The organism is Methylobacterium sp. 10, from assembly GCF_000519085.1.
Lineage (GTDB): Bacteria > Pseudomonadota > Alphaproteobacteria > Rhizobiales > Beijerinckiaceae > Methylobacterium.
This window is the reverse complement of the sequence record NZ_KI912577.1, coordinates 3,938,629-3,964,818: the sequence shown is the minus strand read 5'-3', so window position 1 is coordinate 3,964,818 and position 26,190 is coordinate 3,938,629. Positions and strand designations below refer to the sequence as shown.

The 26,190-nt window shown below is 68.5% G+C and carries 30 protein-coding genes; 18 read left to right on the top strand and 12 right to left on the bottom strand.

Annotated elements, in window-relative coordinates; genetic code table 11:
- Positions 1–188: 188 nt before the first annotated feature.
- The 5 genes from K368_RS0118705 to fae all read left to right on the top strand — a co-directional run bounded on the left by K368_RS0118705 (position 189) and on the right by fae (position 5,147).
- Positions 189–1,358, top strand: coding sequence for an ATP-grasp domain-containing protein (locus K368_RS0118705; RefSeq protein ID WP_027173666.1), 1,170 nt, complete (start codon positions 189–191; stop codon positions 1,356–1,358).
- Complete coding sequence (mch, locus tag K368_RS0118700; RefSeq protein ID WP_027173665.1) at positions 1,355–2,341, top strand: methenyltetrahydromethanopterin cyclohydrolase; 987 nt, start codon at positions 1,355–1,357, stop codon at positions 2,339–2,341. The genes K368_RS0118705 and mch overlap by 4 nt, the downstream gene beginning before the upstream one ends.
- Positions 2,342–2,617: 276 nt before the next feature.
- Entirely contained in the window at positions 2,618–3,532 is a 915-nt protein-coding gene (locus tag K368_RS0118695; protein WP_027173664.1) for a RimK family alpha-L-glutamate ligase, read from the top strand.
- Complete coding sequence (locus K368_RS0118690; protein ID WP_027173663.1) at positions 3,529–4,374, top strand: triphosphoribosyl-dephospho-CoA synthase; 846 nt, start codon at positions 3,529–3,531, stop codon at positions 4,372–4,374. Before K368_RS0118695 ends, K368_RS0118690 begins: the two co-directional genes overlap by 4 nt.
- 260 nt (positions 4,375–4,634) lie before the next feature.
- A complete protein-coding gene (gene fae, locus K368_RS0118685) occupies positions 4,635–5,147 on the top strand; it encodes a formaldehyde-activating enzyme (RefSeq protein WP_027173662.1) in 513 nt (170 codons plus the stop codon).
- Between the two features lie 139 nt (positions 5,148–5,286).
- On the opposite strand, the gene K368_RS0118680 is transcribed toward fae, so the two are convergent.
- Entirely contained in the window at positions 5,287–5,970 is a 684-nt protein-coding gene (locus tag K368_RS0118680) for a HisA/HisF-related TIM barrel protein (RefSeq protein WP_027173661.1), read from the bottom strand.
- Between the two features lie 27 nt (positions 5,971–5,997).
- Here K368_RS0118680 and K368_RS25075 point away from each other — a divergent pair, with 27 nt between their 5' ends.
- Together K368_RS25075 and K368_RS0118670 are read left to right on the top strand one after the other, a co-directional pair.
- A complete protein-coding gene (locus K368_RS25075) occupies positions 5,998–7,074 on the top strand; it encodes a hydantoinase/oxoprolinase family protein (protein ID WP_051439928.1) in 1,077 nt (358 codons plus the stop codon).
- Positions 7,075–7,094: 20 nt separating this feature from the next.
- A complete protein-coding gene (locus K368_RS0118670; protein ID WP_027173660.1) occupies positions 7,095–7,295 on the top strand; it encodes a hypothetical protein in 201 nt (66 codons plus the stop codon).
- 13 nt (positions 7,296–7,308) lie between these two features.
- Here K368_RS0118670 and ruvX read toward each other — a convergent pair whose 3' ends face one another.
- Entirely contained in the window at positions 7,309–7,809 is a 501-nt protein-coding gene (gene ruvX, locus K368_RS0118665; protein ID WP_027173659.1) for a Holliday junction resolvase RuvX, read from the bottom strand.
- A complete protein-coding gene (locus K368_RS0118660) occupies positions 7,806–8,345 on the bottom strand; it encodes an SMI1/KNR4 family protein (protein WP_027173658.1) in 540 nt (179 codons plus the stop codon). The genes ruvX and K368_RS0118660 overlap by 4 nt, the downstream gene beginning before the upstream one ends.
- 108 nt (positions 8,346–8,453) lie before the next feature.
- On the opposite strand from K368_RS0118660, the gene K368_RS0118655 reads away from it, so the two are divergent.
- The 6 genes from K368_RS0118655 to K368_RS0118630 all read left to right on the top strand — a co-directional run bounded on the left by K368_RS0118655 (position 8,454) and on the right by K368_RS0118630 (position 13,067).
- Entirely contained in the window at positions 8,454–8,684 is a 231-nt protein-coding gene (locus K368_RS0118655) for a hypothetical protein (protein ID WP_027173657.1), read from the top strand.
- Between the two features lie 104 nt (positions 8,685–8,788).
- The gene (gatC, locus tag K368_RS0118650; RefSeq protein WP_027173656.1) at positions 8,789–9,076 is read left to right on the top strand and encodes an Asp-tRNA(Asn)/Glu-tRNA(Gln) amidotransferase subunit GatC; all 288 of its coding nucleotides are present in this window, start codon (positions 8,789–8,791) and stop codon (positions 9,074–9,076) included.
- 92 nt (positions 9,077–9,168) lie between these two features.
- Entirely contained in the window at positions 9,169–10,662 is a 1,494-nt protein-coding gene (gene gatA, locus K368_RS0118645; protein ID WP_027173655.1) for an Asp-tRNA(Asn)/Glu-tRNA(Gln) amidotransferase subunit GatA, read from the top strand.
- A 10-nt stretch (positions 10,663–10,672) separates the two neighbouring features.
- Entirely contained in the window at positions 10,673–10,972 is a 300-nt protein-coding gene (locus K368_RS0118640) for a hypothetical protein (protein WP_027173654.1), read from the top strand.
- 68 nt (positions 10,973–11,040) lie between these two features.
- Positions 11,041–12,513, top strand: coding sequence for an Asp-tRNA(Asn)/Glu-tRNA(Gln) amidotransferase subunit GatB (gatB, locus tag K368_RS0118635; RefSeq protein WP_027173653.1), 1,473 nt, complete (start codon positions 11,041–11,043; stop codon positions 12,511–12,513).
- A gap of 38 nt (positions 12,514–12,551) precedes the next feature.
- Positions 12,552–13,067 (top strand): GrpB family protein, encoded by a 516-nt coding sequence (locus tag K368_RS0118630; protein WP_027173652.1) that lies wholly within the window; start codon positions 12,552–12,554, stop codon positions 13,065–13,067.
- Positions 13,068–13,527: 460 nt separating this feature from the next.
- Here K368_RS0118630 and K368_RS25070 read toward each other — a convergent pair whose 3' ends face one another.
- The 6 genes from K368_RS25070 to K368_RS0118600 all read right to left on the bottom strand — a co-directional run bounded on the left by K368_RS25070 (position 13,528) and on the right by K368_RS0118600 (position 19,615).
- Positions 13,528–15,333 (bottom strand): methyl-accepting chemotaxis protein, encoded by a 1,806-nt coding sequence (locus K368_RS25070; protein ID WP_051439927.1) that lies wholly within the window; start codon positions 15,331–15,333, stop codon positions 13,528–13,530.
- 231 nt (positions 15,334–15,564) lie between these two features.
- A complete protein-coding gene (locus K368_RS0118620) occupies positions 15,565–16,587 on the bottom strand; it encodes an HlyD family secretion protein (protein ID WP_027173651.1) in 1,023 nt (340 codons plus the stop codon).
- A 35-nt stretch (positions 16,588–16,622) separates the two neighbouring features.
- Positions 16,623–16,817, bottom strand: coding sequence for a DUF1656 domain-containing protein (locus K368_RS0118615; RefSeq protein ID WP_018043487.1), 195 nt, complete (start codon positions 16,815–16,817; stop codon positions 16,623–16,625).
- Positions 16,818–16,829: 12 nt separating this feature from the next.
- Positions 16,830–18,866: an FUSC family protein gene (locus K368_RS0118610; RefSeq protein ID WP_027173650.1), complete on the bottom strand. Its 2,037-nt coding sequence runs from the start codon at positions 18,864–18,866 to the stop codon at positions 16,830–16,832.
- Positions 18,863–19,279 (bottom strand): DUF4345 domain-containing protein, encoded by a 417-nt coding sequence (locus K368_RS0118605; RefSeq protein ID WP_027173649.1) that lies wholly within the window; start codon positions 19,277–19,279, stop codon positions 18,863–18,865. The genes K368_RS0118610 and K368_RS0118605 overlap by 4 nt, the downstream gene beginning before the upstream one ends.
- A gap of 66 nt (positions 19,280–19,345) precedes the next feature.
- Entirely contained in the window at positions 19,346–19,615 is a 270-nt protein-coding gene (locus K368_RS0118600; protein WP_027173648.1) for a hypothetical protein, read from the bottom strand.
- Positions 19,616–19,826: 211 nt separating this feature from the next.
- Here K368_RS0118600 and K368_RS0118595 point away from each other — a divergent pair, with 211 nt between their 5' ends.
- A complete protein-coding gene (locus K368_RS0118595) occupies positions 19,827–20,462 on the top strand; it encodes a glutathione S-transferase N-terminal domain-containing protein (RefSeq protein ID WP_027173647.1) in 636 nt (211 codons plus the stop codon).
- A gap of 4 nt (positions 20,463–20,466) precedes the next feature.
- Here K368_RS0118595 and K368_RS0118590 read toward each other — a convergent pair whose 3' ends face one another.
- A complete protein-coding gene (locus tag K368_RS0118590; protein ID WP_027173646.1) occupies positions 20,467–21,006 on the bottom strand; it encodes a DUF2147 domain-containing protein in 540 nt (179 codons plus the stop codon).
- Positions 21,007–21,274: 268 nt separating this feature from the next.
- Here K368_RS0118590 and ndk point away from each other — a divergent pair, with 268 nt between their 5' ends.
- Both ndk and K368_RS0118580 read left to right on the top strand, forming a co-directional pair.
- Positions 21,275–21,697 carry a nucleoside-diphosphate kinase gene (ndk, locus tag K368_RS0118585; protein WP_027173645.1) on the top strand — a complete coding sequence of 141 codons (423 nt, stop codon included), beginning with the start codon at positions 21,275–21,277 and terminating at the stop codon, positions 21,695–21,697.
- Between the two features lie 171 nt (positions 21,698–21,868).
- Entirely contained in the window at positions 21,869–22,246 is a 378-nt protein-coding gene (locus K368_RS0118580) for a hypothetical protein (protein ID WP_027173644.1), read from the top strand.
- A 48-nt stretch (positions 22,247–22,294) separates the two neighbouring features.
- Here the strand turns inward: K368_RS0118580 and purN are convergent, their stop codons facing one another.
- Both purN and purM read right to left on the bottom strand, forming a co-directional pair.
- Positions 22,295–22,966 carry a phosphoribosylglycinamide formyltransferase gene (gene purN / locus K368_RS0118575; protein WP_027173643.1) on the bottom strand — a complete coding sequence of 224 codons (672 nt, stop codon included), beginning with the start codon at positions 22,964–22,966 and terminating at the stop codon, positions 22,295–22,297.
- Positions 22,963–24,045 carry a phosphoribosylformylglycinamidine cyclo-ligase gene (purM, locus tag K368_RS0118570; protein ID WP_027173642.1) on the bottom strand — a complete coding sequence of 361 codons (1,083 nt, stop codon included), beginning with the start codon at positions 24,043–24,045 and terminating at the stop codon, positions 22,963–22,965. Before purM ends, purN begins: the two co-directional genes overlap by 4 nt.
- A 245-nt stretch (positions 24,046–24,290) precedes the next feature.
- Here purM and K368_RS0118565 point away from each other — a divergent pair, with 245 nt between their 5' ends.
- Positions 24,291–25,382, top strand: coding sequence for an AI-2E family transporter (locus tag K368_RS0118565; protein ID WP_027173641.1), 1,092 nt, complete (start codon positions 24,291–24,293; stop codon positions 25,380–25,382).
- Between the two features lie 8 nt (positions 25,383–25,390).
- Positions 25,391–26,113 (top strand): DnaA/Hda family protein, encoded by a 723-nt coding sequence (locus K368_RS0118560; protein ID WP_027173640.1) that lies wholly within the window; start codon positions 25,391–25,393, stop codon positions 26,111–26,113.
- Positions 26,114–26,190 lie beyond the last annotated feature (77 nt).

The following is a 26,190-nucleotide window of genomic DNA, read 5'->3' as shown; positions in this document are numbered from 1 at the left end:
TGGTCGTCGATATCGGATCCAACCCTCGACCTCATCCTGAGGTGCCCGCGCCAGCGGGCCTCGAAGGAGGTCTCCAGCCCCCACTGAGCGAACTGGAAGTCTTCTTCGAGGCCTTCGCTTCGCTCGTCACCTCAGGATGAGGGAGGGTGGTGGGAGCAGCACGGGCGTGATCCGAAGCGATCGCCGCGATGGCAGCATCATTCGAACGGCCTTCGTCCCGGGGCGACGCGATCCTCATCGCCGCCCAGTCCGGGCGCGCCCTGGCTCAGGCCGCGCGCCGGGCCGGCCTGCGCCCCTATGTCCTCGACCTCTTCGGCGATGCCGACACCCGCGCCCTCGCCGAAGGCTATCGCCCCGCCGAAGGGCGTTTCGGCGACGGGCTGACGGGGGAGGGCGCGCTCGCCGGACTCGATGCCCTGGCCGCCATGGCGGACAAGCCACCGATCGGGATCGTGCTCGGCAGCGGCTTCGAGAATGCGCCCGACATGATGGCGAGATTCGGCCGGCGCCACAGGCTTCTGGGTGCCGGGCCCGATACGGTCCGGGTGCTGAAGGATCCGCTCGCCTTCGCCGCCCTCTGCGCCCGTCTTGCGATCCCTCATCCGGCGGTGACGCGGGAGGCCGTGACGGAACGGTCGGACTGGCTCCTCAAGCGCTCCGGCGGGTCCGGCGGCAGCCATATCCGTCCCGCCGGCGCGGGGAGGGCACCACCGGGCGCCTATTTTCAAAGGCGGGTCGCCGGCACGGCGCACGCCGTCGCCTTCCTCGCCGACGGGCGCGAGGCGGCGATCCTCGGAGTGACCGAGCAATGGAGCGCGCCGTCTCCCTTACGCCCCTTCCGCTATGCCGGGGCGCTGGAACGCGCCGCCCACGAGGCGCCGGTCCTGTCGGCCGCGACCCTCTCCCAAGTGACGACAGCCATCGCCGGACTCGTCGCGGAGACCGGGCTCGTCGGGCTCGCCAGCGCCGACCTCCTCGTGTCGGAGCAGGAGTGGTGGCTCACCGAGATCAACCCGCGCCCGGGAGCCACCCTCGACGTCCTCGACCGCCGCGACACGCCGCTCCTGGCCGCGCATATCGACGCGAGCCTCGGCGTTTTGCCGCGAATCGAACCCGCACCGGTGGATGCGGCGGCCACGGAAATCTGTTACGCGGCAGCCGGCTACGCGCCGATGCCGCCCCTGGACTGGCCGGATTTCGTTCGCGACCGCCCACAATCCGGCACCTGCGTGCCACGCGATGCTCCCCTCTGCACCGTGTTCGCCGCAGGCCCGGACTCGGCCGCCACCCGAGACCTATTGCGCGTCCGGGCCGCCACTCTGCGGACCCTGCTCGCCACGACGGAGGAAGCCCGATGACCACCCATCCCCCCGCCACGCTCCGGACCACGCCGAGCCTGAACGCCCTCGCCAATCCCCTCGTGGAGAAGCTGGTGGCCGATGCCGAGGCCCTGCGCCTTGCCGTCACCACGGAGAACGGCGCACGCATGGTCGATGCCGGCGCCACCGTGCGCGGCTCCATCGAGGCCGGCCGGCGCATCGCCGAGATCTGCCTCGGAGGCCTCGGCACCGTGTCGATCGTCCCCACCGGGCCGATCGCGGCTTGGCCTTATTCCGTGGTGGTGCATTCCGCCGACCCGGTGCTCGCCTGCCTCGGCAGCCAGTATGCCGGCTGGTCGCTGGCCGACGAAACCGGTGATTCCGGCTTCTTCGCCCTCGGTTCCGGCCCCGGCCGTGCCGTCTCGGTGGTGGAAGACCTCTACACCGAACTCGGCTACCGCGATTCCGCCAGCCAGACCGCCCTGGTGCTCGAAGCCGCCGGCGGACCGCCCGCCTCCGTCATCGCCAAGGTCGCCGAGGCCTGCGGCCTGTCGGCGGACGCGCTGACCTTCATCTACGCACCGACCCAGTCGCTGGCCGGCTCGACACAGGTCGTCGCCCGCGTCCTCGAAGTCGCCCTGCACAAGGCCCACACCGTGGGCTTCGACCTGCACAAGATCGTGGACGGCATCGGCTCGGCACCGCTCTCGCCGCAGCATCCCGACTTCATCCAGGCCATGGGCCGCACCAACGACGCCATCATCTACGGCGGCCGGGTGCAGCTCTTCGTCGAGGCCGACGAGGCGGATGCCAAGCAGCTGGCCGAGCAGTTGCCCTCCACCACCTCCGCCGACCACGGCGCCCCCTTCGCCGACATCTTCGGGCGGGTGAACGGCGATTTCTACAAGATCGACGGCGCGCTCTTCAGCCCGGCCGAGGTCATCGTCACCTCGGTGACCACCGGCAAGAGTTTCCGCGGTGGCCGGCTGATGCCGGAACTTGTGGACGCCTCCTTCAGCTGAGCTGACCGGAGAAGACGGAGCGCCAGCCCCTCTCCCCGCCGGGCGGGGAGAGGATCGCGGGCACCTTGTCGTGCCTGCGATGAGTGGAGGCGAAGCCGGAACGGGGGTGAGGGGGCTCTCCGAACGAGACTCCTCCGGGAACGCCCCCTCACCCTCGGCTGCCGCCTCGCCGTGCCGACGACATGGTCGTCACGGCCCTCTCCCCGCAAGCGGGGCGAGGGGAACGCCTGTCATCCCGGCCGGGCCGGGACCGGATCACCGTGTGAGACCACATCCATGCGCATCGGGCTCGCGGCCGATAACGGCAACTGGCACAAGGCACGCCTGAAGGCCGCCCTGGAACATCTCGGCGCCGAGCCGGTGCTGTTCTCCCTCGCCGACGTGGCGGTGGTCACCGGCGCGGGCGAACCGCTGCGGGTGCCGGGCTTCGAGAGCGGGCTGCCCGACGGCGTCCTCCTGCGCACCATCGCCGGAGGCACGTTCGAAGCCACCACCATGCGGCTCGGCGTGCTCCACGCCCTCGTCGCCTCCGGGGTCACGGTGTGGAACTCCCCCGGCGCCATCGAGCGCTCGGTGGACAAGGCGATGACGAGCCTCCTCGTCGCCAGGGCCGGCCTCCCCACCCCCGACACCTTCGTCTTCTCCAGCCGCGAGGCCGCCGCCGCCTGCGTCGCCCGCGAGGCGGGACCGGGCCGGCCGCTGGTGCTCAAGCCGCTCTTCGGCTCGCAGGGCGAGGGCCTGCAGCTCATCACGCGGCCGGAAGACCTGCCCGACGAGGACGCCGTGTCGCGGGTCTACTATCTCCAGCGCTACATCGCCCGGAACGACGGCCTATGGCGCGATTACCGGGTCTTCGTCTGCGAGGGCCGGGCCGTCGCCGCCATGATCCGCGAGGGCGACGGCTGGATCACCAACGTCCATCGCGGAGGCCGGCCCTTGCCCTGGGCGATGCCGGCGCAGGCCGCCGAGCTCGCCGAGCGGGCCGCCGCCGCCATCGGCGTCGATTATACCGGCATCGACCTCGTGGAGGACGGGGAGGGCGGCTACCTCGTCCTCGAAGTCAATTCCATGCCGGCCTGGTCGGGCCTGCAGCAGGTCACCGAGGTCGACGTCGCGGCCGCCGTGGCCCGGGGCTTCCTCAACGCCGTACGTGCCGCAAGGCCCCCCCGGCTCCTGGCGGCATTGGGATGAGCGGGCTTTCGCCCGAGGCGATCGCCACGGCCTACCGGGCGTGCTGTCTTGCCGAACTCGATGCCCTGAAACCCGGCAACGTCCATGTCTTCGGTGACGGGCACCGCATGGCGGTGGCGGATTTCGTCACGAGCGCCGAGGTCTCCGCCCCCCATCTGGCGGAACCCGGCGCGCGGGTCGGCCGGCGCGTCCGCACCGCCATGGAGGCGACCCTCGGCGCAGTGGGCCAGAACACCAATCTCGGCATTCTCCTCCTCTGCGCGCCCCTGGCCCTCGCCGCCGAGCGCGGCGGCCCTCTGCGCGGGGCGTTGGGCCACGTTCTGGATACCCTCGACGCCGCCGATGCGGCCGACGTCTTCGCCGCGATTCGCGCCGCCAATCCCGGCGGCCTCGGACGGGCCGCACGCCACGACGTGACCGGATCGGAAGCGCCGGCCAGCCTCGTCGCGGCCATGGCGGAAGCGGCCCCGCGCGACCGGATCGCCCGCGCCTACGTCACCGGCTTCGCCGACATCTTCGGCATCGGCCTGCCCGCTCTTTCGGCGGCGCGCGGCAAGGGCCTCACGCCCCCCTGGAGCACGACGGCGGTGTTCCTCGGCTACCTCGCTGCCGTTCCCGACAGCCATGTGGCGCGCAAGCACGGGGCGGACCGTGCCGACGCCCTGCGCGCCGAGGCGGAGGGGCTCCTCTCCCTCGATCTCGCCACCCGCCCCGTCGCCGAACTCGTGGCGCGGGACCGCTCGTGGAAAGGCGAGAATCTCAATCCAGGCACCAGCGCGGACATGACGGTGGCTACCCTCTTCGCCGATCGGTTACTGGCGGGCGGGGCGGGAATCCCGTGACTCCGATGGTCCCGGCGGTGGCGGGCCGCGTCATAATTCGTGACGCGGCGGGTTCAACCCCCCGTTAGGCAAAGATTTTGCTCGAATACGGCCCCCCTGCAGGGTTGTTCCGGTTGAGACCCCAGAGTAGGGTCCGCGCCGCGATCCGGGCAAACCGGTCCGGTCCCTTTGGGGCTGGACGCCGTGAACAAGGATGGCTTTCGGCCGCGCCAAACTACGGGGCGGTCATGCTTTTTCAAGACTCCTGGGAGAAACCCCACATGGCGAAGATCAACAAAGTTCTGGTCGGCGAGGCTCTCGTCGGCGATGGCAACGAGGTCGCCCACATCGATCTCATCATCGGACCGCGCGGTTCGCCGGCCGAGACGGCTTTCTGCAACGGCCTCGTGAACAACAAGCACGGCTTCACCAGCCTGCTCGCGGTCATCGCGCCGAACCTGCCCTGCAAGCCGAACACCCTGATGTTCAACAAGGTCACCATCAACGACGCCCGTCAGGCCGTCCAGATGTTCGGCCCCGCCCAGTACGGCGTTGCCAAGGCCGTGCAGGACGCCGTTGCCGAAGGCATCATCCCCGCTGACGAAGCCGACGACCTGTTCATCCTGGTCGGCGTGTTCATCCACTGGGAAGCGGCCGACGACGCCAAGATCCAGAAGTACAACTACGACGCCGTGAAGCTGTCGATCCAGCGCGCCGTCAAGGGCGAGCCCACCGCCGCTCAGGCCACCGAGCAGCGCAACTCTGCTTCGCACCCCTTCGCGTCGAACGCTTAGATCGGGGACAGTCCTGGGCAGAGCGTGCCTCCGCCCGCACCGCGGGGCCTGCTCCAGCGACTGGCTTCCATCTTCCTCGGACGATGAGACATGAAACGAGGCGGCTCCGGCCGCCTCGTTTTTTTGTGTCCCCGGCCTGCTACGTCCGTAATGTCCCGTCGTGGATCGCGGACGCCACCAAAGCACCCGTGACGCCGATATCCTCCAGCGCGGCGACATCCGCCATTCCACGCACCCCGCCCGCCGCGTAGAGCCGTGTCGCTGGACTGGCCCTGCGGATCTCGGACAGGCGGTCGAGGTCCGGCCCGGTCCCGGCGCCGACCCGGCTCAGGGTCATCACGATGACCTCGGCGGGCCAGTACGCCGGCTCGTCATGGAGCTCCGCCGGCCCCATCCGGTCCGCGCCCCGGCTGTCGAGGGAGAAGACTGCTCGATCTCCCAGCGCCCGCACCAGGGCGGCATCGTGCTGGCTCTCGCTGCCGATCACCGGGCGGCCCAACCCCTCCGCCAGGAACGCATCGACGCCGGCGGCCCCTGAGAATCCCGCGTCGACCCAGAGCTGGACGCCGGGACAGGCGAGAGAGACCCGCGTGAGACTGCCGAGATCGGGAGGCTTGCCGTCGATGATCGCATCGAGATCGGCGACGTAGAGGATGCGCGCGGCGATCGCGGCCACGAGCCCCTGCGCGACATCCCCAGGTGACGATCCCTTTGCCAAGGGCGTCACGATCGGGGCATAGGAGGCGCGATCCCCGGCCCTCGCCCGCACCACCTCTCCGTGGCGCAGATCGATCACCGGAACGATCCGAAACCCGTCCTTCATCCCGTTCCTCCCTGTACGGACCTGCCCGTGACGCCTGCCGCATCCACGCACAACCCGGTGATCGGCTGGGATCTCGGGGGGGTCCATGTCAAGGCGGCCCTGGTTCGCAAGGGCCGCGTCGAGGCGGTGGTACAGGCGCCCTGCCGTCTATGGCGCGGCCTGCCCGCCCTCGACGAGACGTTTTCGCAGCTGCCCGATTGGGCGCGCGGAGAGGCCGACCATGTGGTCACCATGACCGGCGAACTCACCGATTGCTTCTCCGACCGCACCGACGGCGTGGCACAGCTCTCCGCCTGGGCGGCAACGAATCTCCCCGGTACGGTGCGGATCTACGGCGGCCGGGCCGGGCTCCTCTCACCCGGCGAGGCGACCGGCGCCGCGATCGACGTGGCCTCGGCCAACTGGCACGCCACGGCGGCCCTGGTCGGCCGCCACGCGGCGAAGGCGCTCCTCGTCGATATCGGCTCCACCACCGCCGACCTGATCCCCATCGTGGACGGCCGCCCGGCCGCCACCGGCTACAGCGACGCCGAGCGCCTGGAGACGGGCGAACTCGTCTATTCCGGCGTGGTCCGGACGCCCGTCCTCGCCTTCACCGCCTCCGCGCCGTTCAAGGGCCGGCGCACGGGTCTGATGGCGGAGACCTTCGCCACAACGGCCGACGTCTACCGCCTCACCGGTGACCTGCCCGAGGGGGCCGACCAGCAGCACAGCGCCGACATGAAGGGCAAATCGATCCCCGAGACCGAGATCCGCCTCGCCCGGATGATCGGCCGCGACCATGCGGAGGGAACCTCGGCCGACTGGCGCGCCCTCGCGGCGCATTTCGCCGAGTGTCAGTTGCGGCCCCTGCACGACGCGGCGGCGATCCTGCTCTCGCGACCCGACATCGCGGCCGATGCGCCCCTCGTCGTCTGCGGGGCGGGGCGGTTCCTGGCCGAGCGTCTGGCCCGGCGCCTGGGCCGTTCGGCCGTGGCGCTCAGCGACCTCATCGCGCCGTCGCTCGCGGAGGAGGGCGCTGATTGGGCCTCCACCTGCGGCCCGGCGGTGGCGGTGGCCCTGCTGGCAGGGACCTCCTTGCCCGCCTGCCCGATCCAATCCTGAAACCCGAACGGAAGACCCGCATGAGCGCCACGCACATACTCGCCCGCATCCTCGCCACGCGCTCCGGCACTGGGATCGAGCTCGCCCTCGCCACCGAGAGCGGCCAGACCCTCAAGGTGCTGGCGAGCCAGGACCAGATCGACATGCTGGTGGACGAGTTGGAGGACATCCTCAACTCACCCGTCGAGCCCGGCGACGACGAGCCGCCGGCTGCGGCGTGACGCGCGTTTTCTCTCAGAAGACGTCGCGCTCCTCGCGCTCCTCGTCCCCTAGCAGACCCCGGATCTGATCGAGGCATCCCTGGAGGATGTAGGCCGCCGCCAGCATGTCCACGACCTCGCCGCGCTTGGCCCGTGAGGCGTCCGCCGCGATCAGGGCCCGCGTCACCGCCGCCGTGGATAGGCGTTCGTCGCAGAACAGCACCGGCAGGTCGAGCAGAGGCTTCATGTTGCGCACGAAGGAACGTGTGGCCTGGACGCGCGGCCCTTCGCTGCCATCCATGTTGAGGGGCAGGCCCATGACGAGGCCGCCGACCTGGTGCGTCTCGCACAGGAGGCGCAGGCGCGCGACGTCGGGGGTGAACTTCACCCGGCGGATGGTCTCGAGGGGCGAGGCGATCTGCCGGCCCACATCCGACAGAGCGAGGCCGATCGTCTTGGTGCCGAGATCGATTCCGATGAGGCGCCGACCGCCCGCGGACGCCACGACGAACGCCCGGACCTCGTCTTCCGTCACGAGACCTGACCCAGGAAGCTGGAGGGCAGGGGCTCGGCGCCCATGCCGAGGATGCCGCGCACGGCGGGACCCTGAAGCCGGCGCATGAGATCGGGGAGGTCGGCGCCCCCGAACCTCACCGATTCGAGATCGGCACCCATCACCCAGATCTCGTATTCCCGGCGCTCGGCCTCGTCCGCCCCGACGATCACGTCCCAGAACAGGAACTCGCCCGCCTCGGTCTCGCCGAAGAAACAGGCGCGTTCGACCACGCTCGGGTCGTCGCCCTCCACCTCGAAGCGATGCCCCTCCCGCGTCTCCAGCACGGAGGCGATGCTGTGCGCAATCAGCTCCGAACGGGTGACGAGGTCCGCGCTCTCCGTGGCGCTCGGGATCGCGATGCGGAGGGAACCGCAGGCGAGGCCGACTCCGCAGTCGAGGCAGAAGCCGCGGTAGCTCTCCGGCAGCGGAAACCCCAGTTCCGCCTCCGCGCGGTCGAGATCGGCCGGAACGGCCTTCGGCCCGGCGGTGAATTCGGCGAACACCGTCTGCCACATGATGTCTATCCCCAACGCGACCCGATCCTACGTCCGAAGGGGGATAGCCGCACCGGGAGCCAATGCGCCATAAGCTCGTTAAGGATTTGTTGACGATACGGAGACAGCATGAATCGGCTCGGCCGCCTCTCCCAGGTTCTCGGCATGCTGCGGCCGCCCGGCAAAGGCGGCAGCGCCTGGAACGTCGATGCCACGCGCGAGATGCCGTTCCGGCACAAGCTCATGCTCGCTTTGGCCCTCGAGATCCTCGTCCTCGGCTTCCGGCAGTCGGAAACGCTCCGCCAGGACAAGGGAATCGTGGTCGAAGCCCCCTCTCATCCCGGCAACGCCATCGTCTGAGACGACGCTTCCGCCCGCCCCGGCGTTGCGGGGCCGCGAAGCGCGGTGCTATAGCCCGGCCCCTGACGCGCGTTCCGGCGCAGGTCCCGAGGTCCGAAGGCAGCATGTCGGTCGACGCAACCACAGTGAGGCGCATCGCGCATCTGGCGCGTATCGCGGTGAACGACGAGGAGGTCGCGCCGCTCCAGGGCGAGCTCAACGCCATCCTCGCCTTCGTCGAGCAACTCTCCGAAGTCGATGTCGAGGGCATCGAGCCGATGACCTCGGTCACGCCGATGGCGATGAAGAAGCGCACCGACGTGGTGACCGACGGCGGACATGCCCGCGACATCGTCTTCAACGCCCCCGAGACCGAGGACCATTACTTCCTCGTCCCGAAGGTGGTCGAGTAGCACGCTCGATTTCGTGATGCGTGCCCGGCTCGGACCGCGCGGCGCCTGAGAATGGCGACAGGGTCCGGCGGGCTTTGAGGACAGCAGGCGGCATGACCCATCTCAACGAACTCACCCTGGCCGAGGCCCGCGACGGGCTGAAAGCCAAGGATTTCTCGGCGACCGACCTCGCCAAGGCCCATCTCTCGGCGATCGAGGCGGCGCGGGGGCTCAACGCCTACCTGCTGGAGACGCCCGAGCGCGCCCTGCAGATGGCGGAGGTGGCCGACACCAAGATCGCCTCCGGCGAGGCCCGGCCCCTCGAAGGCCTGCCGTTGGGCGTCAAGGACCTGTTCTGCACCCACGGTGTGACCACCACGGCCGGCTCGAGGATCCTCGAAGGATTCCAGCCGCATTACGAATCGGCCGTCACCCACAATCTGTGGCGCGACGGGGCGGTGATGCTGGGCAAGCTCAATCTCGACGAATTCGCCATGGGCTCGTCCAACGAGACCTCCGCCTATGGCGACGTGGTCTCGCCCTGGCGTCGTCAGGAGAATGGAGCACTCTCCGACACGAAGCTGGTGCCGGGCGGTTCCTCCGGCGGTTCGGCCGCTGCCGTGGCCGCACATCTGTGTCTGGGCGCCACCGCCACCGATACCGGCGGCTCGATCCGCCAGCCCGCCGCCTTCACCGGCACGGTGGGCATCAAGCCGACCTACGGGCGCTGCTCGCGCTGGGGTACGGTGGCCTATGCCTCGTCCCTCGATCAGGCCGGCCCCATCGCCCGCACGGTGCGCGATTGCGCGATCCTGCTCGGCTCCATGTCTGGCCCGGATGCCCGCGACACCACCTGTGCCGACCTGCCCGTCCCGGATTTCGAGGCGGCGGTGGCGCGGGGCGTGAAGGGCCTCACCATCGGCATCCCGAAGGAATACCGGGTCGAGGGCATGTCCGCCGAGATCCAGGCGCTCTGGGACAAGGGCGCCGCGATGCTGAAGGATGCCGGCGCCACGGTCCGCGAGATCTCGCTGCCGCATACCCGCTACGCGCTCCCGGCCTATTACATCGTGGCGCCCGCTGAAGCCTCCTCGAATCTGGCACGCTACGACGGCGTGCGCTACGGCTTGCGCGTCCCCGGCAAGGACATCGCCGGGATGTACGAGAACACCCGCGCGGCGGGCTTCGGTCGCGAGGTGAAGCGCCGCATCATGATCGGCACCTACGTGCTCTCGGCCGGCTATTACGACGCCTATTACGTGCGCGCCCAGAAGATCCGCACCCTGATCAAGCGCGACTTCGAGGAGGCCTATGCCTCAGGCATCGATGCGATCCTGACCCCCGCCACCCCGTCCGCCGCCTTCGGCATCGGCGAGAAGGGCTCGAGCGATCCCGTCGAGATGTACCTGCAGGACGTGTTCACCATCACCGTCAACATGGCAGGGCTCCCCGGCATCTCCGTACCAGCCGGCCTCGACGCGCAGGGGCTGCCCCTCGGGCTCCAGCTCATCGGCCGGCCCTTCGACGAGGAGACGCTGTTCGCCGCCGCTCAGGTGATCGAGACGGCGGCCGGACGGACCAAGCTGCCCGCCGCGTGGTGGGCATGAGACGCGCCCGATGACCGTCCCGGTCTATCCCTTCGACGTCTGGATCTGGGCCGCATTCGATCCCGTCCTGATCGCTATCGCGCTGGTCATGGGCTGGAAGTCGGACCAGTTCGTGAAGGTCATCCTCGTGTCGCTGATGGCCTTCGCGATCTCGGTACTGGTGTCCTGGGCCGTCACGGCCATCGGCATTCCCTGGCCGGCGCCGGTGAGCCACGACGGACCGACCTTCTTCCCCATCCGCTGGATGGCGGGCTTTCTGTGGGGCACACTGGGCTTCATGGCCCACCAGCTCTATCGCCTGCGCGCTTGACCGCGCCGGCCGGTCCTTCCACCTTTCCGGCTCGCCTTCGCGCCGCGCAACACTGAATCCGGGCCATCATGACCGTACCCGTGAACCCCAAAAAGCTCATCAAGGGCGGCCTGCACGATTGGGAGGTCGTGATCGGCATGGAGATCCATGCCCAGGTCACGAGCCGCTCGAAGCTGTTCTCCGGCGCCTCGACGGAATTCGGCGGCGAGCCGAACGACCACGTCTCCCTGGTGGACGCCGCGATGCCCGGCATGCTCCCCGTCATCAACGAGGAATGCGTGGCTCAGGCCGTCCGCACCGGCCTCGGCCTGAAGGCGCGAATCAATCATCGCTCGGTGTTCGACCGGAAGAACTACTTCTACCCGGACCTGCCGCAGGGCTACCAGATCAGCCAGTTCAAGGACCCCATCGTCGGTGAGGGCGAGGTGCTGGTGGACCTCGTCGACGGCGAGTCGATCACGGTGGGCATCGAGCGCCTGCATCTCGAGCAGGATGCCGGCAAGTCCCTGCACGACCAGAACCCGACCCAGAGCTTCGTCGACCTCAACCGTTCGGGCGTCGCCCTGATGGAGATCGTCTCGCGGCCGGACCTGCGCTCGTCGGAGGAGGCACGCGCCTACGTGACCAAGCTGCGCACCATCCTGCGCTATCTCGGCACCTGCGACGGCGACATGGAGAAGGGCTCGCTCCGGGCCGACGTCAACGTCTCGGTGAGGAAGCCCGGCGACCCGCTCGGCACCCGCTGCGAGATCAAGAACGTCAACTCGATCCGCTTCATCGGGCAGGCCATCGAAGTCGAGGCAAGGCGCCAGATCGCGATCATCGAGGATGGCGGCACGATATCCCAGGAGACCCGACTGTTCGATCCGGGCAAGGGCGAGACTCGCTCCATGCGCTCGAAGGAAGAGGCGCACGATTACCGCTATTTCCCCGACCCGGACCTGCTGCCGCTGGAATTCGACCAGGCCTATGTCGATGCCCTGGCCGAGGGCCTGCCGGAACTGCCGGACGCCAAGAAGGCGCGCTTCATCGAGTCCTACGGCCTGTCGCCCTACGACGCCGGCGTGCTCATCGCCGAACGCGCCTCGGCCGATTATTTCGAGGCGGTGGCCAAGGGTCGCGACGGCAAAGCCGCGGCGAACTGGGTGATCAACGAGCTGTTCGGCCGCCTCAACAAGGAAGGCCACAGCATCGAGACGAGCCCGGTCTCGGCAGACCAGCTCGGCGCCATCGTCGACCTCATCGGCGAAGGCGTGATCTCCGGCAAGATCGCCAAGGACCTGTTCGAAGTCGTCTGGTCCGAGGGTGGCGACCCGCGCGCACTGGTCGAATCGCGCGGCATGCGCCAAGTCACCGATACCGGCGCCATCGAGGCGGCGGTGGACGAGATCATCGCGAAGAACCCCGACAAGGTGCAGCAGGCCCGCGAGAAGCCGACCCTGCTCGGCTGGTTCGTCGGCCAGACCATGAAGGCCACCGGCGGCAAGGCCAACCCGGCGGCGGTGAACGCGCTGCTGAAGGCGAAGCTCGGAATCGAGTAACGCCGGGCCGCTCGCTACGGCGACCGAGGAGATCGGCGGTGATCGTCGAGGAGAGATTTCGCCTTGCGGCGGATGACGAGGACGCTCGTCTCGCAGCGGAAGTCCTGTTCGTCCGTATCCGGGATCAGATCGCGCCACGCATGCCCGCATCGGCGGATATCCGCCATGTCGGCGCCACGGCCGTTCCAGGCTGTGCGACGAAGGGGGATCTCGATGTCGTAGTTCGGGTGGCGGCCTGCGACTTCGACGCCGCCGAGGCGGAACCCGCCGCCTTGTTCCCGCGCAACAGCGGTTCGATCCGGACGGTAGATTTCGCCGCCTTCGCGGACGAAACGCAATCGCCGTCGCTCGGCATCCAGCTGACGGTGAGGGAAGGGCGTTTCGACGTCTTTCATGGACTTGTCGATGCGCTGCGGGCGGACCCGGAGCTCGTGACCCGCTACAACACGCTCAAGGCGCGGTTCGACGGGCAGCCGATGGATGCGTATCGTGCCGCCAAGGCACGTTTCATCGAAACGATACTTGCCGATGCGCGAGTCGGCAAAGCCCTCTAGATTGCCTACGAATACTTGAAAAAGCATCGGACAGCCTGAGCCGGCCGGCGGCGGAAGCGGTCGAGTTGGGGCATTCTGCGCATTCGAAGTCGTGCCGTGCAGGCCGCTTCTGCGCCCCGGAGACCGCTTCCGTCCCGTGATTCGCGTCTGTGCTGCTCAACGTCCGGGCCGAATTAGTCCCGGATGATCGTCGCAGCATCCTGCTGGGGTGGAGTCATTCCCGTCTCCTGCCTCTAAGTTGGTCGCGATCGACAACCGATCTACGCCTCCTCGTTGCTTGAGCTGTGCTTTGTTCAAGAGCACATGATCAAGGTGCGACTGGATCGTCCCTGCGTCAAGCCCTTATCTCATCTTTCCGGCAACTGTATTCTTTCCCATCCCGTCGCTTGCAAAAAAGGCCTGCCCTTTCAGGTGGTTGGCCAAATGGCCGGCAAAGGATCGTCCGCTTCCGGGGCCGAGTTCAGGCAACGCTCCGAAGCGCCACGCCGCCGTGCGAAGGAGCGAGGGTGGGCATCCTTCCCATCGCCTCAGCGTAATCGGCCGCCAGTTCCGCCGCACCGCGCAAGCCTCCCGGCTCGTCACGGTAGCCGCCCGTGCCGGCGATGGCGCCGCCCTGCCATTGCCGCTCGATCGCGGCACGCTCGGACGTGCCGGCGAAGGCGTCGATGAAGGCATCCGCCGCCATGAGCAGGCGGCAGGCACTCGGATGGTCGGCGACGGCGGCGGTGTAGTACCAGGGCGCGGGCGCGATGTTGCCGGGCACGATCTCGATGCGGCCGCGCCACGGACTGTCGGCGCCGCTGCAGGCCCAGTGCATGATCGGCGCGTCCACGGCGAAGGCATCGACCACGCCCTCGGCCAGAGCGTCGTGAATGCGGCTCTGATCGGTGATCGGCACGAGGCTGCCGAGGGTCGCCACTCGCCTTCCCTTCGCCTGGAGGTTCTCCGCCCAGCGCAGTCCGGCGGATTCAAGGGTGGCGTAGGCGCTTGGATCGTTGATGACGCCGAGCGTCCGGCCGTCGAGGTCGGACAGGCTGCGGATGCGCGTGTCGCCGGTCCGGCGCGCCAGCACGTAGTGGAGATGGGTATAGGCCTGGGAATAGGCGATGGCGCCGAATCCTGGGCTCGGCGGCAGGGCCGACCAGACGATGTCGGCGGGCGCCTCGGCGGCGGTCCGGCCCGCATCGAGCAGTTCCGTGCACTGGTCCCAGGGGCACTCGACGAAGACCGGAGCGACGCCGAGGGATCTCGCGAAGGCCGTAGCATAGGCGATGTCGAGACCGAGGAGGGCGCCCCCGGCAGCTTTGCGGAAGGACAACCCCTTGAAATCGGGTTCCACGGCGATCCGCAGGGTGCCGCGCGCCCGGACGTCGTCGAGGAGATCGAAGCCCCTAGGACGACGGGCGAGGCCGTGCCGGGCCATGTCCGGCGCGGGCATGCCCGAGGCGGCCGCCTGCAGCGTGGCATCGGCCAGTGCCAGGGCGCGGACGGCCTTGGCCTCCGTCCGGTCGATGCTGCTCTGCATGGCGCCGAGAGCCTCGCCGATGGAGGCGTTGCTGGCACTGATCGCGGACAGTTCGACGCCGACACCGCCGAGGAGGGTCTCGATTCGGTCGGCGGTGGCTCGCACGGCACCGGCGAGCCCGTCCAGGGCATGGTCCGTCGAGGCGCGAAGGGCGGTGAGATCGGCGCGGACATCGGAAAAATCGATGATGCCGGCCGCGTTGCGCGCGCTTTCCCGGGTCTGGTCGGCCAGGGCGCGGACCTCGGCAGCGACGACGGCGAAGCCGCGTCCGTGCTCGCCGGCCCTGGCCGCCTCGATCGTCGCGTTCAACGACAGCATCCGGATCGTCGCGCCGATCCCGTCGATGGCGGCGACGATCCGGCTCGCCTCGGCGGCCTTGGTGTCGATGCGCTCACCAATGCGGGCGATTTCGGCGGTGATCTCGCGCATGGCCTGCCCGACTGCATCCACGAGTTCGCCGCGAAGGCGTTCGGCCGTCCCCGCCGCGGTGTCGCGGCCGACGCTGCCGAGAGTCGCCGCCAGCGAGCGGTCGACGCCGGTGCTCTGGCGGCGGATCTCGCGGGTGAAGCTGGCGGCCTGCGCGTTGGCACGGGAAGCATGGCGCATGAGCGTCGCCATGCCGGCCACGGCCTCGGTGGCGCCCCCGCTTTCGGACATCGCGGTCGGGTCGTTCTCAGTGGCGTCGATGGATTTCAGCACGTGCCCTGACCCAGTCGAGAAGATGCCGGCACAATCGCTCATTGCCCTTAAGCGTGACTGATACCTTTTCGCGATCCGTGCTCAACTTCGCGCCAATGCAAGGGAATTTTTCATCGTGCCACCGCCGGGACATGCTCTGCCGAGGCATTCGCCGAAGCGGGACGTCTCTCTGTCATCGTCACTCGGCGCGCTTCTCGAGCCGGGCAGGGCCGTTGCCGCGCATCCGATGGCTCGGTCTTCCGCGCGGGAGGCAGAGCGGGCGGGGTCAGGCTTTCAGCGATCCGCCGCCGCCGGATCCCGCTCCCGCCCGGAGGCGGATGGTCCGGTGAAACGATCGCGCAAGGTCTTCCAGAGTTTTCCGCCATGGGCGCCGGGCTCCCCCACGGAGACGGTGGCGTTCATGCCGGCCACCAAGGTGACGCCGTCGGGAACCCTCTCGATGCGGATGCGTACGGGGACGCGCTGGGCGAGGCGCACCCAGGTATAGACCGGGTCGACATTGGGCAGGCCCTGTGTGCTCGGCGAGGCGTTGGCGTTGCTGATGCCGAGGGTGATGCTCTCCACCCTGCCGTCGATGAGGGCCGAATAGCCGAGAAGCTCGGCCTTCGCTCCGTCACCCACATGGATATGGGCCAGCTTCGTCTCCTCGAAATAGCCGTCGATCCAGAACGAATCGGTGTCGATCACCGCGACGTTGACGGTGCCGGCGGTGGCGTAGTCGCCCGCGCGGAGGAGGAGATTGGTGACGCGCCCGTTCACCGGCGAGCGCACTTCCGTGCGCCCTCGGTTGACCCGAGCCTGATGCAACTGCGCTTTCGCGGAGGCCAGCGCCGCCTCCGCGATCTTGGCGGTGCCCGCATATTGCTGCTTCTCCTCCACCGAGGTGGAGAGGGTGGTCAGGGCCTCGCGCCGGGCCGCCTGGGTCCGCTTCACCTGTAGGTCGGCCTCGCGGTTCTCCAGCTCGGCCTGGGCGGTGGCGATGGAAATGTCGAAATCCACCGGGTCGATGACGTAGAGCACGTCGCCCCTGGCGACGTTCTGATTGTCGGTGACCCGCAGTTCGGTGATCTGGCCCGAGACCTGTGGCGCCACGCTGGCCACCTGCACGCGGACGCGCCCGTCGCGGGTCCAGGGCGCGGTGACGTAGAACTGCCAGACCAGTGCGGCGGCCACGCAGGCACAGGTTAGGATCACCACAGTCGCCAGGAGCCGCACCACCCGCCAACGCCGGCGCCGGGCGAAGCCCGGCGCGTGCTCGCGGGAGGGGGGAGCGTCGGAGAGATCGTCGTCGGCCATCGTCAGGCAAGACCCATGTCGGCGGTACACATTGCTCAGAAGAGAACGATGAGAAGCGCGAGGATGCAGACGAAGATCCCCGCTTCGGCCAGCGGCGGGTTGGCGACGTAGCGGCTGAAGCGGATGCGGCTGAAGCCGAACCGCAGGAGCACCATGATGGCCAGGGCCGCCAGTACATAGGCGACGAAGGGCGAGATCAGGACGCCGCCGAGATCGATGTCATGCCGCATGGGGCGCCTCCATCAGGCCGGCCGCAGGATGCCGAGGCGGCGCAGGAGGCGGTGCTGGCTCTCCATGACGCCACCCGCCGTCACGAGGTCGCTGACGAGACGGGCGATGTCGAGCCGCGTCGGGGCGCTCGTGGATCGGCCGTGCCGGAGGAACGCGCGAACGGACCGGGCGAGCGTGGCCGCGTCCGCGGCCTCCAGTCCGTCCCGCGCCTGCCTTGAGGCATCGTTCAGGGCGGGGTCGTCGGGGAGGCGGCACAGCTGGGCATGGGCGCGGGCAGCGGCGGATTCGAGGCGGGCCAGGTCGAAGGCGCGGTCCAGGCTCGCCGCGCGGACGGCGCCGCTGCCCGAACTCCACTGAGAGAATTGCAGCAGCCGGTCGCTGTTGAGGCTGGTGCGGGTGGTGGCGTCGCCGCCATCGCCGGCCAGCGCGTCCAGCACCGAATCCCGGGCCGAATCGAGGGCGAAGGCGCGGCGCTGCGCGCGCGAGATCGGCAGCACGATCCGCACCGCGACGAACAGGATACCCGCCGCCATGGTCACAAGGAACGCGTTCGCGAGGAAGGTCTGCGCGTCGTAGGTCTGCGGGTTGGACGGCGACAGGAGGACCATGAAGAACACGAGCAGGATGAAGCCGATTCCGAAGGTCGGCGGATTCAGGCTGAGAAAGCATGCCACGAAAATCACCGGCGCGATGGCGATGGCGAGGAGCGGGAAACCCTGTTCGCCCCCTAGAACGCCGAAGAGCACGATCCCGGCGCAGAGGGCCGCGAGCGGCATACCGACGAGGACGCCACGGGCGAAGGCCTTCGAATCCGGCGCGATGGCCGAGAGCGAACAGGTCGCCGCGACCTGCACCAGGGCAAAGGAGGTGGCGGGCCAGCCGGCGGCGATGAGGAGGAGAGCGGTGGCGCCAAAGGCGATCCCCACCCGTGCCGCCCCGCGAAGGGCCACGGGCAGGTCGCGATGCGTCGGCAGGGCGACATCGCGCCTCGGCCGACAGCCCGTGGAAAGGGCGTTCAGACCGTCTTCGGCGAAGGAGACGGCGCGTGCAAAATCGAGGCCGCGCTGAAGCGCCAGGATCTCCAACGGCTCGATCTCCAAAGGCTCGCTCGTCCCGCCCTGGATCGCCTCATCCACCAGGGCGCAGAGGCGGTCCGAGGCCGCGTCGGCATCGGAACCTGCCTCTGTCAGGCCGAGGCAGATCCGGCGGGCCTCGGTGACGGCCTCGCTGTCGCGGCCCAGCATCCTGCCGGCGGCGGTGAAGGCGCGGCTCGCCGCCGCCATGGCGTAGAGCGCGGCGATGGCGCTGCGTGCGCCGGCGGCCCGGCGGGCGCCGTCGTCGAGCTCGCCGCCGATGGCGCTGGCATCTGCGCGCATCACCGCGATCTGCCGAATCAGGGCCGCCGCCCGCTCCGAGCCGGGATCCGCCTGGGACAGGGTCTCGCGGGCGAAGGCCCGGGTGGCCGACAGGACCTCCGAGAGCGACTTGCGCAGGGTGCGCCACGTGCTCGGCGAAGCAAGGGCGTCGTTGATGAAGGTGATGGCCACGATGCCGATGGTGATCGCCGCGACGCGATCGATGGCGGCCTCGAAGACCGCCTGCGGCGTGTCGATATGCGCGACGGCGACGATGGCGACGGTGTAGCCCGCGAGCATGGCGCCATAGGCCCGCGTGTCCTGCAGGAAGTGGGCGACGAAGACGCAGAGGCCGAGCCAGGTCGCCACGGAGACCAGGAGGAGAACCCTGTCCTGTCCGAACGCACCGATCAGCAGGATCGATATCGCGCCCCCCGCCAGGGTGCCGAGAAAGCGGTACAGCGCCTTGGACAGGGCCTGGCCGCGTTTGGGCTGGGCCAGGATCGCCACGCAGACGGCGGCCGAAGAGGCGCCGGAGAGCTGGAGCCAGAAAGCGGCGTAGAGCGCCAGCACCATGGCGAGCCAGATCCGCAGGGCGAAGGCCCAGGCGGAGGGCGCGGGGACGATGCGCTCTAGAAGCGAGAGCGAACGGTCGGCCGGGGAGGGGCGTGATCCGGCGAAAACCCCGCTCACAGAGAGGGCCCGGCCGCCGCCGCATCTGCGGCCTTGGCCGCAACCCGCATCTGCCAGAGGCAGAGAAGGGGCGTCACCACCAGCTCCATCGCCAGGGCACCCAGCATCACCGCCGAGGGCAGGCCGGTGAGGTAGAGGCCCAGCAACCGCGCCAGTCCACCGAGCACGACGACGAGGGTCAGGAAACGGAACAGGCGCGATTTCGCCTCGATGGCAGGCACGCAGCTCCAGAACAGGATGCCGATGCCCGTCAGCAGGCCCGACAGGTAGCGGAAATGGCTGTCGGCGGAGATCTGGGACAGGCTGTCGCCGCCGACTCCTCCGAGCCCGAACAGGATTCCGAAGAGCCCCGACGCGACCGGTATGATCGCGGCCACCGCCACGACCCGCTGCAGCGCCTCGCGCTCCCGCATCCGTCCGTTCCCCTGTTACGGCCCGGCAGATTCTGCCCCCGCGAGCCGGTTCCCAGCGGAACTAGATCAGGCCTTGATCTCCTTCAAGCGCTTGACGCATTTGCTGAAATATTGCGGCCATTTCGGCCCCTGCGCCGCCTTGTCGGCAACCGAGAGGGCGCGCCATTCGGCACCGCACTTCTTCTGCCGCTCCCGAGCAGCACTCTGCCCAACAGTGAGTTCCTTCGCGCCGGACTCGGGGGAGGCGACCACGGGCTCCTTGGCGGAGGCAGTGACCGCGAAACCCAGCACCATCGATGCCGCGACCACCGCGGCTGGAAAAGAACGAAACTGCATGATTGCAACCCCAGGTCGTTGTCCTGCGCTCACGGTGAGGCGCCGGAACCGGCATCATCACAGCCAGAAGTCGCGCAAAGGGCAAGGTCCTTCGCCGTGCCGCGGCGCACCGTCCACCGTTGGATGACGGCGTGGATCCTGCAACCATCCGCCCTGCGCCCGGTTTGATCCGGCTATATGACGCGACCCTGACAGGAGCGGAACGTTTCCCATGGCCGCCGCCACCCAGAAGCCCATCGACCTCCATACCTGGGGCACGCCCAACGGTTGGAAGATCCCCATCATGCTTGAGGAGTGTGGACTGCCCTACCGCGTGGTGCCGGTGAACATCGGCAAGGGCGACCAGATGGCGCCGGACTTCCTGGCGATCTCGCCCAACAACAAGATCCCGGCCATCGTCGACCCGGAAGGTCCGGGGGCAAGGCCGATCACGGTCTTCGAATCGGGGGCAATCCTACAATATCTCGGGCGCAAGACCGGCTGCCTCTATCCCTCCGACGAGCGCGCCCGGACGATGGTGGACGAGTGGCTGTTCTGGCAGGTAGGGGGGTTCGGGCCGATGCTCGGCCAGATGCACCATTTCCGTATCTACGCGGAGGAGAAGATTCCCTACGCCATCGAGCGGTTCTCGGCAGAATCGCACCGCCTCTACGGCGTGCTCGACCGGCGCCTCGCGGATCGCGACTACATCGCCGATACGTATTCCATCGCCGACATCGCGGTCCTGACCTGGGCCAAGCATCACACGAAGCAGGGGATCGATCTGGCGACCCTGCCGAATGTCCGGCGCTGGCTCGACACTGTCCTGGCGAGGCCCGCCGTGAAACGGGGCCTCGCCGCGATCTGAAGCGTTACTTCTTGGCTTCGACCTGAGGCGCAGTGGCTTTGGCCACGGGCTTCGGCGCCGGCTTGGGGGCCACCTCGGCAGCCGGAGCGACGGCAGCCTGCTGGTTCACGTCCGGCACGCGAGTCCAGGTCTCCGAGCCGCATAGAACCTTGAGGAGGCATCCAGATACGCTGAGTTCTGAGCCGGATTCGCGCTCCAGGCTAACCTGATAGATCTTGCCCTCGTCGATGTTGTAGATGTCGCCCGAGAACTTTTCCTCGTCGGGGGCGAGCCCCTCGATGAGTTGCAGGCCGATGACCGGGCGCAGGCGCTTCTTCGGATCGGGGTTCTTGGCGTCGGTGCGCGGAGCGCCCGTCTCCGTGGTCGGAGTCTTGAGCCAGACGACCTTGCCGCAGACATTCGCGTTGTTCGCGCCGCAATGATCGATGCGGATCTTGGCGCGGCCGTCCTTCGTGAGCCAGGTGCCAGAGGGGTCTTTCGAAGGGGCCGCCGAAGCGGCGACAAGTCCGGAGAGCAGGAAGGCGGAGGTCAGGGCAACGCGCATGGCTTTTGGTCTCCTGGTGCCTGTGAAGGGCCGCGGCGCACCGGCGGAAGCGTCGCGTAGGGTCGTGAGCCTTGGTGTCGAATTCGTCTGAGGCGACAACACCCCCGCAATCAGGCGATTTTCCGGCAGTGTTGCGCCGGAGCCATGGCCAAACGAATTCCGCTGTGGATGCCCGCCTTTCGTCCTTCGGGTTGAGGCAACGGGGCGTGCCCGCTATAAGCCGCCCGCCGAAGCCGTTTTCGGCCGAGCGACATCAACCGGACTGATCATGGCCACCGAGCGCACTTTCTCCATCCTGAAGCCCGACGCGACCAAGCGGAACCTCACCGGAGCGGTGAATGCCGTGATTGAGAAGGCGGGCCTGCGCATCGTCGGCCAGCGTCGCATCCAGATGACCCAGGTCCAAGCCGAAAAGTTCTATGAGATTCACAAGGAGCGCCCGTTCTTCGGGGAGCTCGTCTCCTTCATGACCTCGGGTCCCGTCGTCGTGCAGGTACTCGAGGGCGAGAACGCCGTCGCCGCCTACCGCACCGTGATGGGCGCCACCAACCCGGCCAATGCCGACGAGGGCACCATCCGCAAGACCTTCTCCGAGTCGGTCGGCGAGAACACCGTGCACGGTTCGGACAGCGCAGAGAACGCGAAGATCGAGATCGCGCAGTTCTTCCAGGATTCCGACATCGTCGGCTGAGCCCGCCCGGCGTTCGCATCGCCAACGGGTTCGTGATCGCATCGTTGTTCCCTGAACCGGGACCGTGGCGCGGAACGATGCTTGGTGTGGCGCGAACGCCCTTGCGTGCGAGTCGTGCCGGGCGTGAAAGGAATTCCCTTAACCGAATCCCTTTCACGGACCCCACATTCCATGCGCTCCATCGCTCCGCGCACCGGCCGGATCCTGCTCGCCGCCGGCCTCATCTCCCTGCTCGCCGCGTGTAACGCGAACAAGGGCACGCCCACGGCCTCCCTCGAAGGCTACACGCCCGATCCGGCGCTGAAGACGGCCTCCGCCGGCAACCTCACCGGACGCGTGCGCCACGCCTGCACGGTGACCCAGTCCCGCCTGCAGAGCGTTCCCGAGGCGTCGCTCGTCCGCCCGTGCGGCTGCTACGCCAAGCAGACCCTGGCGAGCCTCAGCCCGGCCGAGCTCGAATCTTATCGCACCACCGGCTACTTCAACGATTCCGCCCGAGCCAAGGCGCTCTCGGCCCTCGACAGCTGCCAGCTGCCGCGCCCGGCGTAAGCCGACTTCATCGCCGATCCCGATGCTTCGGGATCGGCGGCTCGGGCTTCAGCCTTGCGCGGACAGGCTGATCAACACTCCGTCCGCCACCGCAAGGTCCCCAGCGAAGACCACACGCCCGTCCACTAGCCTCGCCAGTCCGCCGGCGATCAGCGCCAGGGCGCGCGGATAGAGCAGATGCTCCTGGACGAGGATGCGCGCCGCGAGGCTGTCGGCATCGTCGCCAGGCAGAACCGGAACGGCGGCCTGGGCCACGATCGGACCCGCATCGAGTTCCGGCACGACGTAGTGCACCGTGCAGCCGTGCAGGCGCACGCCCGCCGCCAGGGCCTGCTCGTGGGTATGGACGCCGCGAAACAGCGGCAGCAGCGAAGGATGGATGTTGATCATCCGGCCGGCCCAAGCCTCGACGAAGCCCGCGGAGAGGATCCGCATGAAGCCGGCGAGCACCACCAGCTCGATTCCGGCCGCTTCGAGTTCCGCGTTCAGGGCAGCATCGAAGCCTGCCCTGTCGGGATAGGCGCGGTGATCGAGGGCCTTCGTAGCGATCCCGGCGCTTGCGGCATGGGCGAGCCCGCCCGCCTCAGGCCGGTTGGAGGCGACGAGAACGATCTCGGCGGGATAATCCGGCGCCTTTGCGGCCTCAATCAGCGAGACCATGTTCGAGCCGCGTCCCGAGATCAGGATCGCCACCCGCGTCCTGGCGCGCGGGGCCGTCACAGAGCGAGCCGGCCCTGGAACGTCACCGCTTCCGATCCGCGCTCGGTGATGAGCCCGAGGCGGATCGGCGAGGCACCGGCTGTGTCGAGCGCCCGGGTGACGGCCGACACGCTCTCCGGCGAGACCACCGCCACCATGCCGATGCCGCAATTGAAGGTGCGCAGCATTTCGGATTCGGCGACTCCCCCGACCTTCGAGATCCATCCGAAGACGGGCGGCGGAATGATCGCGTCGAGATCGATGCTGATGCCGACGCCGTCGGGCAGGACGCGGGGCAGATTATCGGGAAAACCGCCGCCGGTGATGTGGGCGAGGGCCTTGATCCCGTCGGTGGCCTTCAGCGCGGCGAGGAGCGGCTTCACGTAGATTCGGGTCGGCTCCAGCAGCGCGTCGCCCAGCGAGCGCGACGGCTCGAACGGGGCCGGGTCGTCGTAGGAGAGGCCGCTCGCCTCGACGATCCGTCGGACCAGCGAGAAACCGTTGGAATGTACACCGGAGGACGGCAGGCCGAGGACGACGTCGCCGGGTGCGATGCCGGGGCGTGGCAGGAGCTTTCCACGCTCGGCGGCGCCGACGCTGAACCCGGCGAGGTCGTAATCCGAACCGTCGTAGAGGCCGGGCATCTCGGCGGTCTCGCCACCGATGAGCGCGCAGCCCGCGATCCGGCAGCCCGCCGCGATTCCGCGCACGATGTCGGTGCCGACCCCCGGCACCAATTTGCCGGTGGCGTAATAGTCGAGGAAGAACAGCGGCTCAGCGCCCTGGACGATGATATCGTTCACGCACATCGCCACGAGATCGACGCCGATCGTATCGTGGCGGCCGGTCTCGATGGCGATCTTCACCTTGGTGCCGACGCCGTCATTGGCAGCCACCAGGATCGGATCGGAGAAGCCGGCCGCCTTGAGGTCGAACAGCCCACCGAATCCGCCGATCTCGGCATCCGCCCCGGGCCGGCGGGTGGAGCGCACCAGCGGCTTGATCGTCTCGACCATGGCGTTGCCCGCATCGATGTCGACGCCCGCATCCGCGTAGGTCATTCCGTTCCGGCTCTCGCCGTTCTTGCTCTCGGCCGTCATCGGCGCCCCGTCTTGCAATCCACGTCCTGCATGGCCGGCATTGGAATACCGGCCAAAGTCCTTTCGCTCCTCTAGCCGCTTGCGCCAATCTCGGCGAGTCGTCATCGGGAAATTAGAGAATCGCGCCGATCCGGCCCTCCATGGAGAACGCCATGCGGGGCATGAGCGACGACCGCCATGCCTTGACCGTAGGCACTCCCGTTCCCACTCTCCCCAACGGCGGACATGACGAGGGGGTACGGCCGATGCGCGGCAGAGCGGTGATCGGACTGGTGGGCCTCTGCGTCGTTGCGCTGCTGCTCTACCTGCTCTCGGGGGTGATGCTGCCCTTCGTGGCGGGTCTGGCGCTCGCATACCTGCTCGATCCCATGGCCGACAGGCTGCAGCGCTTCGGCCTCGGCCGGCTCTCCGCCTCGCTCCTGATCCTGGCCATGTTCGTCGTCGGACTCGTGGTCCTGCTGCTGATCGTGGTGCCGCTGGCCGCCAACCAGATTTCAGCGCTTGTGACGACCCTGCCCGGCATGATCTCGCGACTGCAGGGTATCATCGTCGAGCGGGTCGGGCCGCTCATGACACGGGTCGGCGGCGCGGACGTCCTCAACGATCTGCAATCCTCCGTCGGAACCCTGGTCGGGCAGGGCGGGACCTGGTTCCTGGCCTTCCTCAAGTCGCTGTGGTCCGGCAGCCAGGCGCTGGTCTCCATCGCCTCCCTCCTTGTCGTGACCCCGGTCGTGGCCTTCTACCTGCTGGTCGACTGGGACCGGATGGTCGCCACCGTCGACGGCTGGACGCCGCCACGCCACCGCACCACCGTGCGGCGGCTGGCCGGGGAGATCGACCGCGCAATCATCGGCTTCGTCCGCGGGCAGACCCTGGTCTGCCTCATCCTGGGGACGTTCTACGCCGTCGGCCTGTTCTTCGTCGGCGTGAATTTCGGCGTGCTGATCGGGATGATCGCGGGCTTCCTCACCTTCATCCCCTATGTCGGCACCCTCGTTGGGTTCCTTCTCTCGGTTGGCGTCGCCCTGGTCCAGTTCTGGCCGACCTCCGACTGGCTCCATATCGGACTGACCGTCGCCGTGTTCGTGGTCGGCCAGTTCTTCGAAGGCAACGTCATCTCGCCCAAGCTCGTGGGCGATTCGGTCGGTCTGCATCCGGTCTGGCTGATGTTCGCGCTCCTGGCCTTCGGCTCGCTGTTCGGGTTCCTCGGCCTGCTGCTCGCCGTCCCCGTCGCGGCCTCCATCGGCGTCATCGTCCGGTTCGCGATTGCGCGTTATCTCCAGAGTCCGCTCTACTATGCCGAAGAGCCGATCCTGATTCAGAAGCGCGAGGGATGAGATCGCCGATGCGCGAGGCCGCCCCCCCGAAGCAGCTCGCCTTCGACCTGCCCCTCGATCCGCGCTATGGCCGCGAGGACTTCCTGGTGGGACCGGCCAACGAGGCGGCCTACGGGCTGATCGAAGCTTGGCCGCGCTGGCCGGATACGGTCTGCCTCATCACCGGGCCGTCGGGCAGCGGCAAGAGCCATCTCGCTTCGATCTGGGCGACGCGTTCCCATGCCTGGACCGTCCCGGCCTCCGAGGTCACCGCCGATTCGGTGACGCATCTCGTCTCCAACGGTGCGCTGGTCATCGAAGATATCGACCGCCCCGAGGGCCGCGAGGAGGCGGCCCTGTTTCACCTCCTCAACCTCGCCCGCGAGAATGGCAGCCCTGTCCTCATCACGGCGGCTGCACCGGTGGAGGCGCTCGGCCTCGTCACCGCCGATCTGCGCTCACGCCTGAGACTGGCGCCGGGCGCCACGATCCTGCCTCCCGACGACGCCCTGATGCGGGCGGTGCTGGTCAAGCTCTTCGTCGACCGCCAGCTCGTGGTCGACCTCAGCGTCGTCGAGGCCATCGCCCTGCGGATCGACCGCTCCCTCGCCAGGGCCAGGGCCGTGGTGGCCGAACTCGACCGCGACGCCCTGAGACGTGGCCGCCGCATCACGAGGCCGTTGGCCATGTCGGTCCTGGCGGAGCTCGGCGTGTCGGACGGCGAGGCCGACGACGACGATGCGCCGGTCTGATCGCCCGCTCATCCCGATTGTCATGGAATTGTCAGACGCGACGGCCCGGCAGCATGCTACGAGGCCGCTCGTTCCAT

Excerpts from the sequence above, each read along its gene's own strand:
- K368_RS0118705 (WP_027173666.1), top strand. The coding sequence starts at position 189 with ATGGCAGCATCATTCGAACGGCCTTCGTCCCGGGGCGACGCGATCCTC.
- mch (WP_027173665.1), top strand. The coding sequence starts at position 1,355 with ATGACCACCCATCCCCCCGCCACGCTCCGGACCACGCCGAGCCTGAAC.
- K368_RS0118695 (WP_027173664.1), top strand. The coding sequence starts at position 2,618 with ATGCGCATCGGGCTCGCGGCCGATAACGGCAACTGGCACAAGGCACGC.
- K368_RS0118690 (WP_027173663.1), top strand. The coding sequence starts at position 3,529 with ATGAGCGGGCTTTCGCCCGAGGCGATCGCCACGGCCTACCGGGCGTGC.
- fae (WP_027173662.1), top strand. The coding sequence starts at position 4,635 with ATGGCGAAGATCAACAAAGTTCTGGTCGGCGAGGCTCTCGTCGGCGAT.
- K368_RS0118680 (WP_027173661.1), bottom strand. The coding sequence starts at position 5,970 with ATGAAGGACGGGTTTCGGATCGTTCCGGTGATCGATCTGCGCCACGGA.
- K368_RS0118670 (WP_027173660.1), top strand. The coding sequence starts at position 7,095 with ATGAGCGCCACGCACATACTCGCCCGCATCCTCGCCACGCGCTCCGGC.
- K368_RS0118660 (WP_027173658.1), bottom strand. The coding sequence starts at position 8,345 with ATGTGGCAGACGGTGTTCGCCGAATTCACCGCCGGGCCGAAGGCCGTT.
- K368_RS0118655 (WP_027173657.1), top strand. The coding sequence starts at position 8,454 with ATGAATCGGCTCGGCCGCCTCTCCCAGGTTCTCGGCATGCTGCGGCCG.
- gatC (WP_027173656.1), top strand. The coding sequence starts at position 8,789 with ATGTCGGTCGACGCAACCACAGTGAGGCGCATCGCGCATCTGGCGCGT.
- gatA (WP_027173655.1), top strand. The coding sequence starts at position 9,169 with ATGACCCATCTCAACGAACTCACCCTGGCCGAGGCCCGCGACGGGCTG.
- K368_RS0118640 (WP_027173654.1), top strand. The coding sequence starts at position 10,673 with ATGACCGTCCCGGTCTATCCCTTCGACGTCTGGATCTGGGCCGCATTC.
- gatB (WP_027173653.1), top strand. The coding sequence starts at position 11,041 with ATGACCGTACCCGTGAACCCCAAAAAGCTCATCAAGGGCGGCCTGCAC.
- K368_RS25070 (WP_051439927.1), bottom strand. The coding sequence starts at position 15,333 with ATGAGCGATTGTGCCGGCATCTTCTCGACTGGGTCAGGGCACGTGCTG.
- K368_RS0118620 (WP_027173651.1), bottom strand. The coding sequence starts at position 16,587 with ATGGCCGACGACGATCTCTCCGACGCTCCCCCCTCCCGCGAGCACGCG.
- K368_RS0118615 (WP_018043487.1), bottom strand. The coding sequence starts at position 16,817 with ATGCGGCATGACATCGATCTCGGCGGCGTCCTGATCTCGCCCTTCGTC.
- K368_RS0118605 (WP_027173649.1), bottom strand. The coding sequence starts at position 19,279 with ATGCGGGAGCGCGAGGCGCTGCAGCGGGTCGTGGCGGTGGCCGCGATC.
- K368_RS0118600 (WP_027173648.1), bottom strand. The coding sequence starts at position 19,615 with ATGCAGTTTCGTTCTTTTCCAGCCGCGGTGGTCGCGGCATCGATGGTG.
- K368_RS0118595 (WP_027173647.1), top strand. The coding sequence starts at position 19,827 with ATGGCCGCCGCCACCCAGAAGCCCATCGACCTCCATACCTGGGGCACG.
- K368_RS0118590 (WP_027173646.1), bottom strand. The coding sequence starts at position 21,006 with ATGCGCGTTGCCCTGACCTCCGCCTTCCTGCTCTCCGGACTTGTCGCC.
- ndk (WP_027173645.1), top strand. The coding sequence starts at position 21,275 with ATGGCCACCGAGCGCACTTTCTCCATCCTGAAGCCCGACGCGACCAAG.
- K368_RS0118580 (WP_027173644.1), top strand. The coding sequence starts at position 21,869 with ATGCGCTCCATCGCTCCGCGCACCGGCCGGATCCTGCTCGCCGCCGGC.
- purM (WP_027173642.1), bottom strand. The coding sequence starts at position 24,045 with ATGACGGCCGAGAGCAAGAACGGCGAGAGCCGGAACGGAATGACCTAC.
- K368_RS0118565 (WP_027173641.1), top strand. The coding sequence starts at position 24,291 with ATGCGCGGCAGAGCGGTGATCGGACTGGTGGGCCTCTGCGTCGTTGCG.
- K368_RS0118560 (WP_027173640.1), top strand. The coding sequence starts at position 25,391 with ATGCGCGAGGCCGCCCCCCCGAAGCAGCTCGCCTTCGACCTGCCCCTC.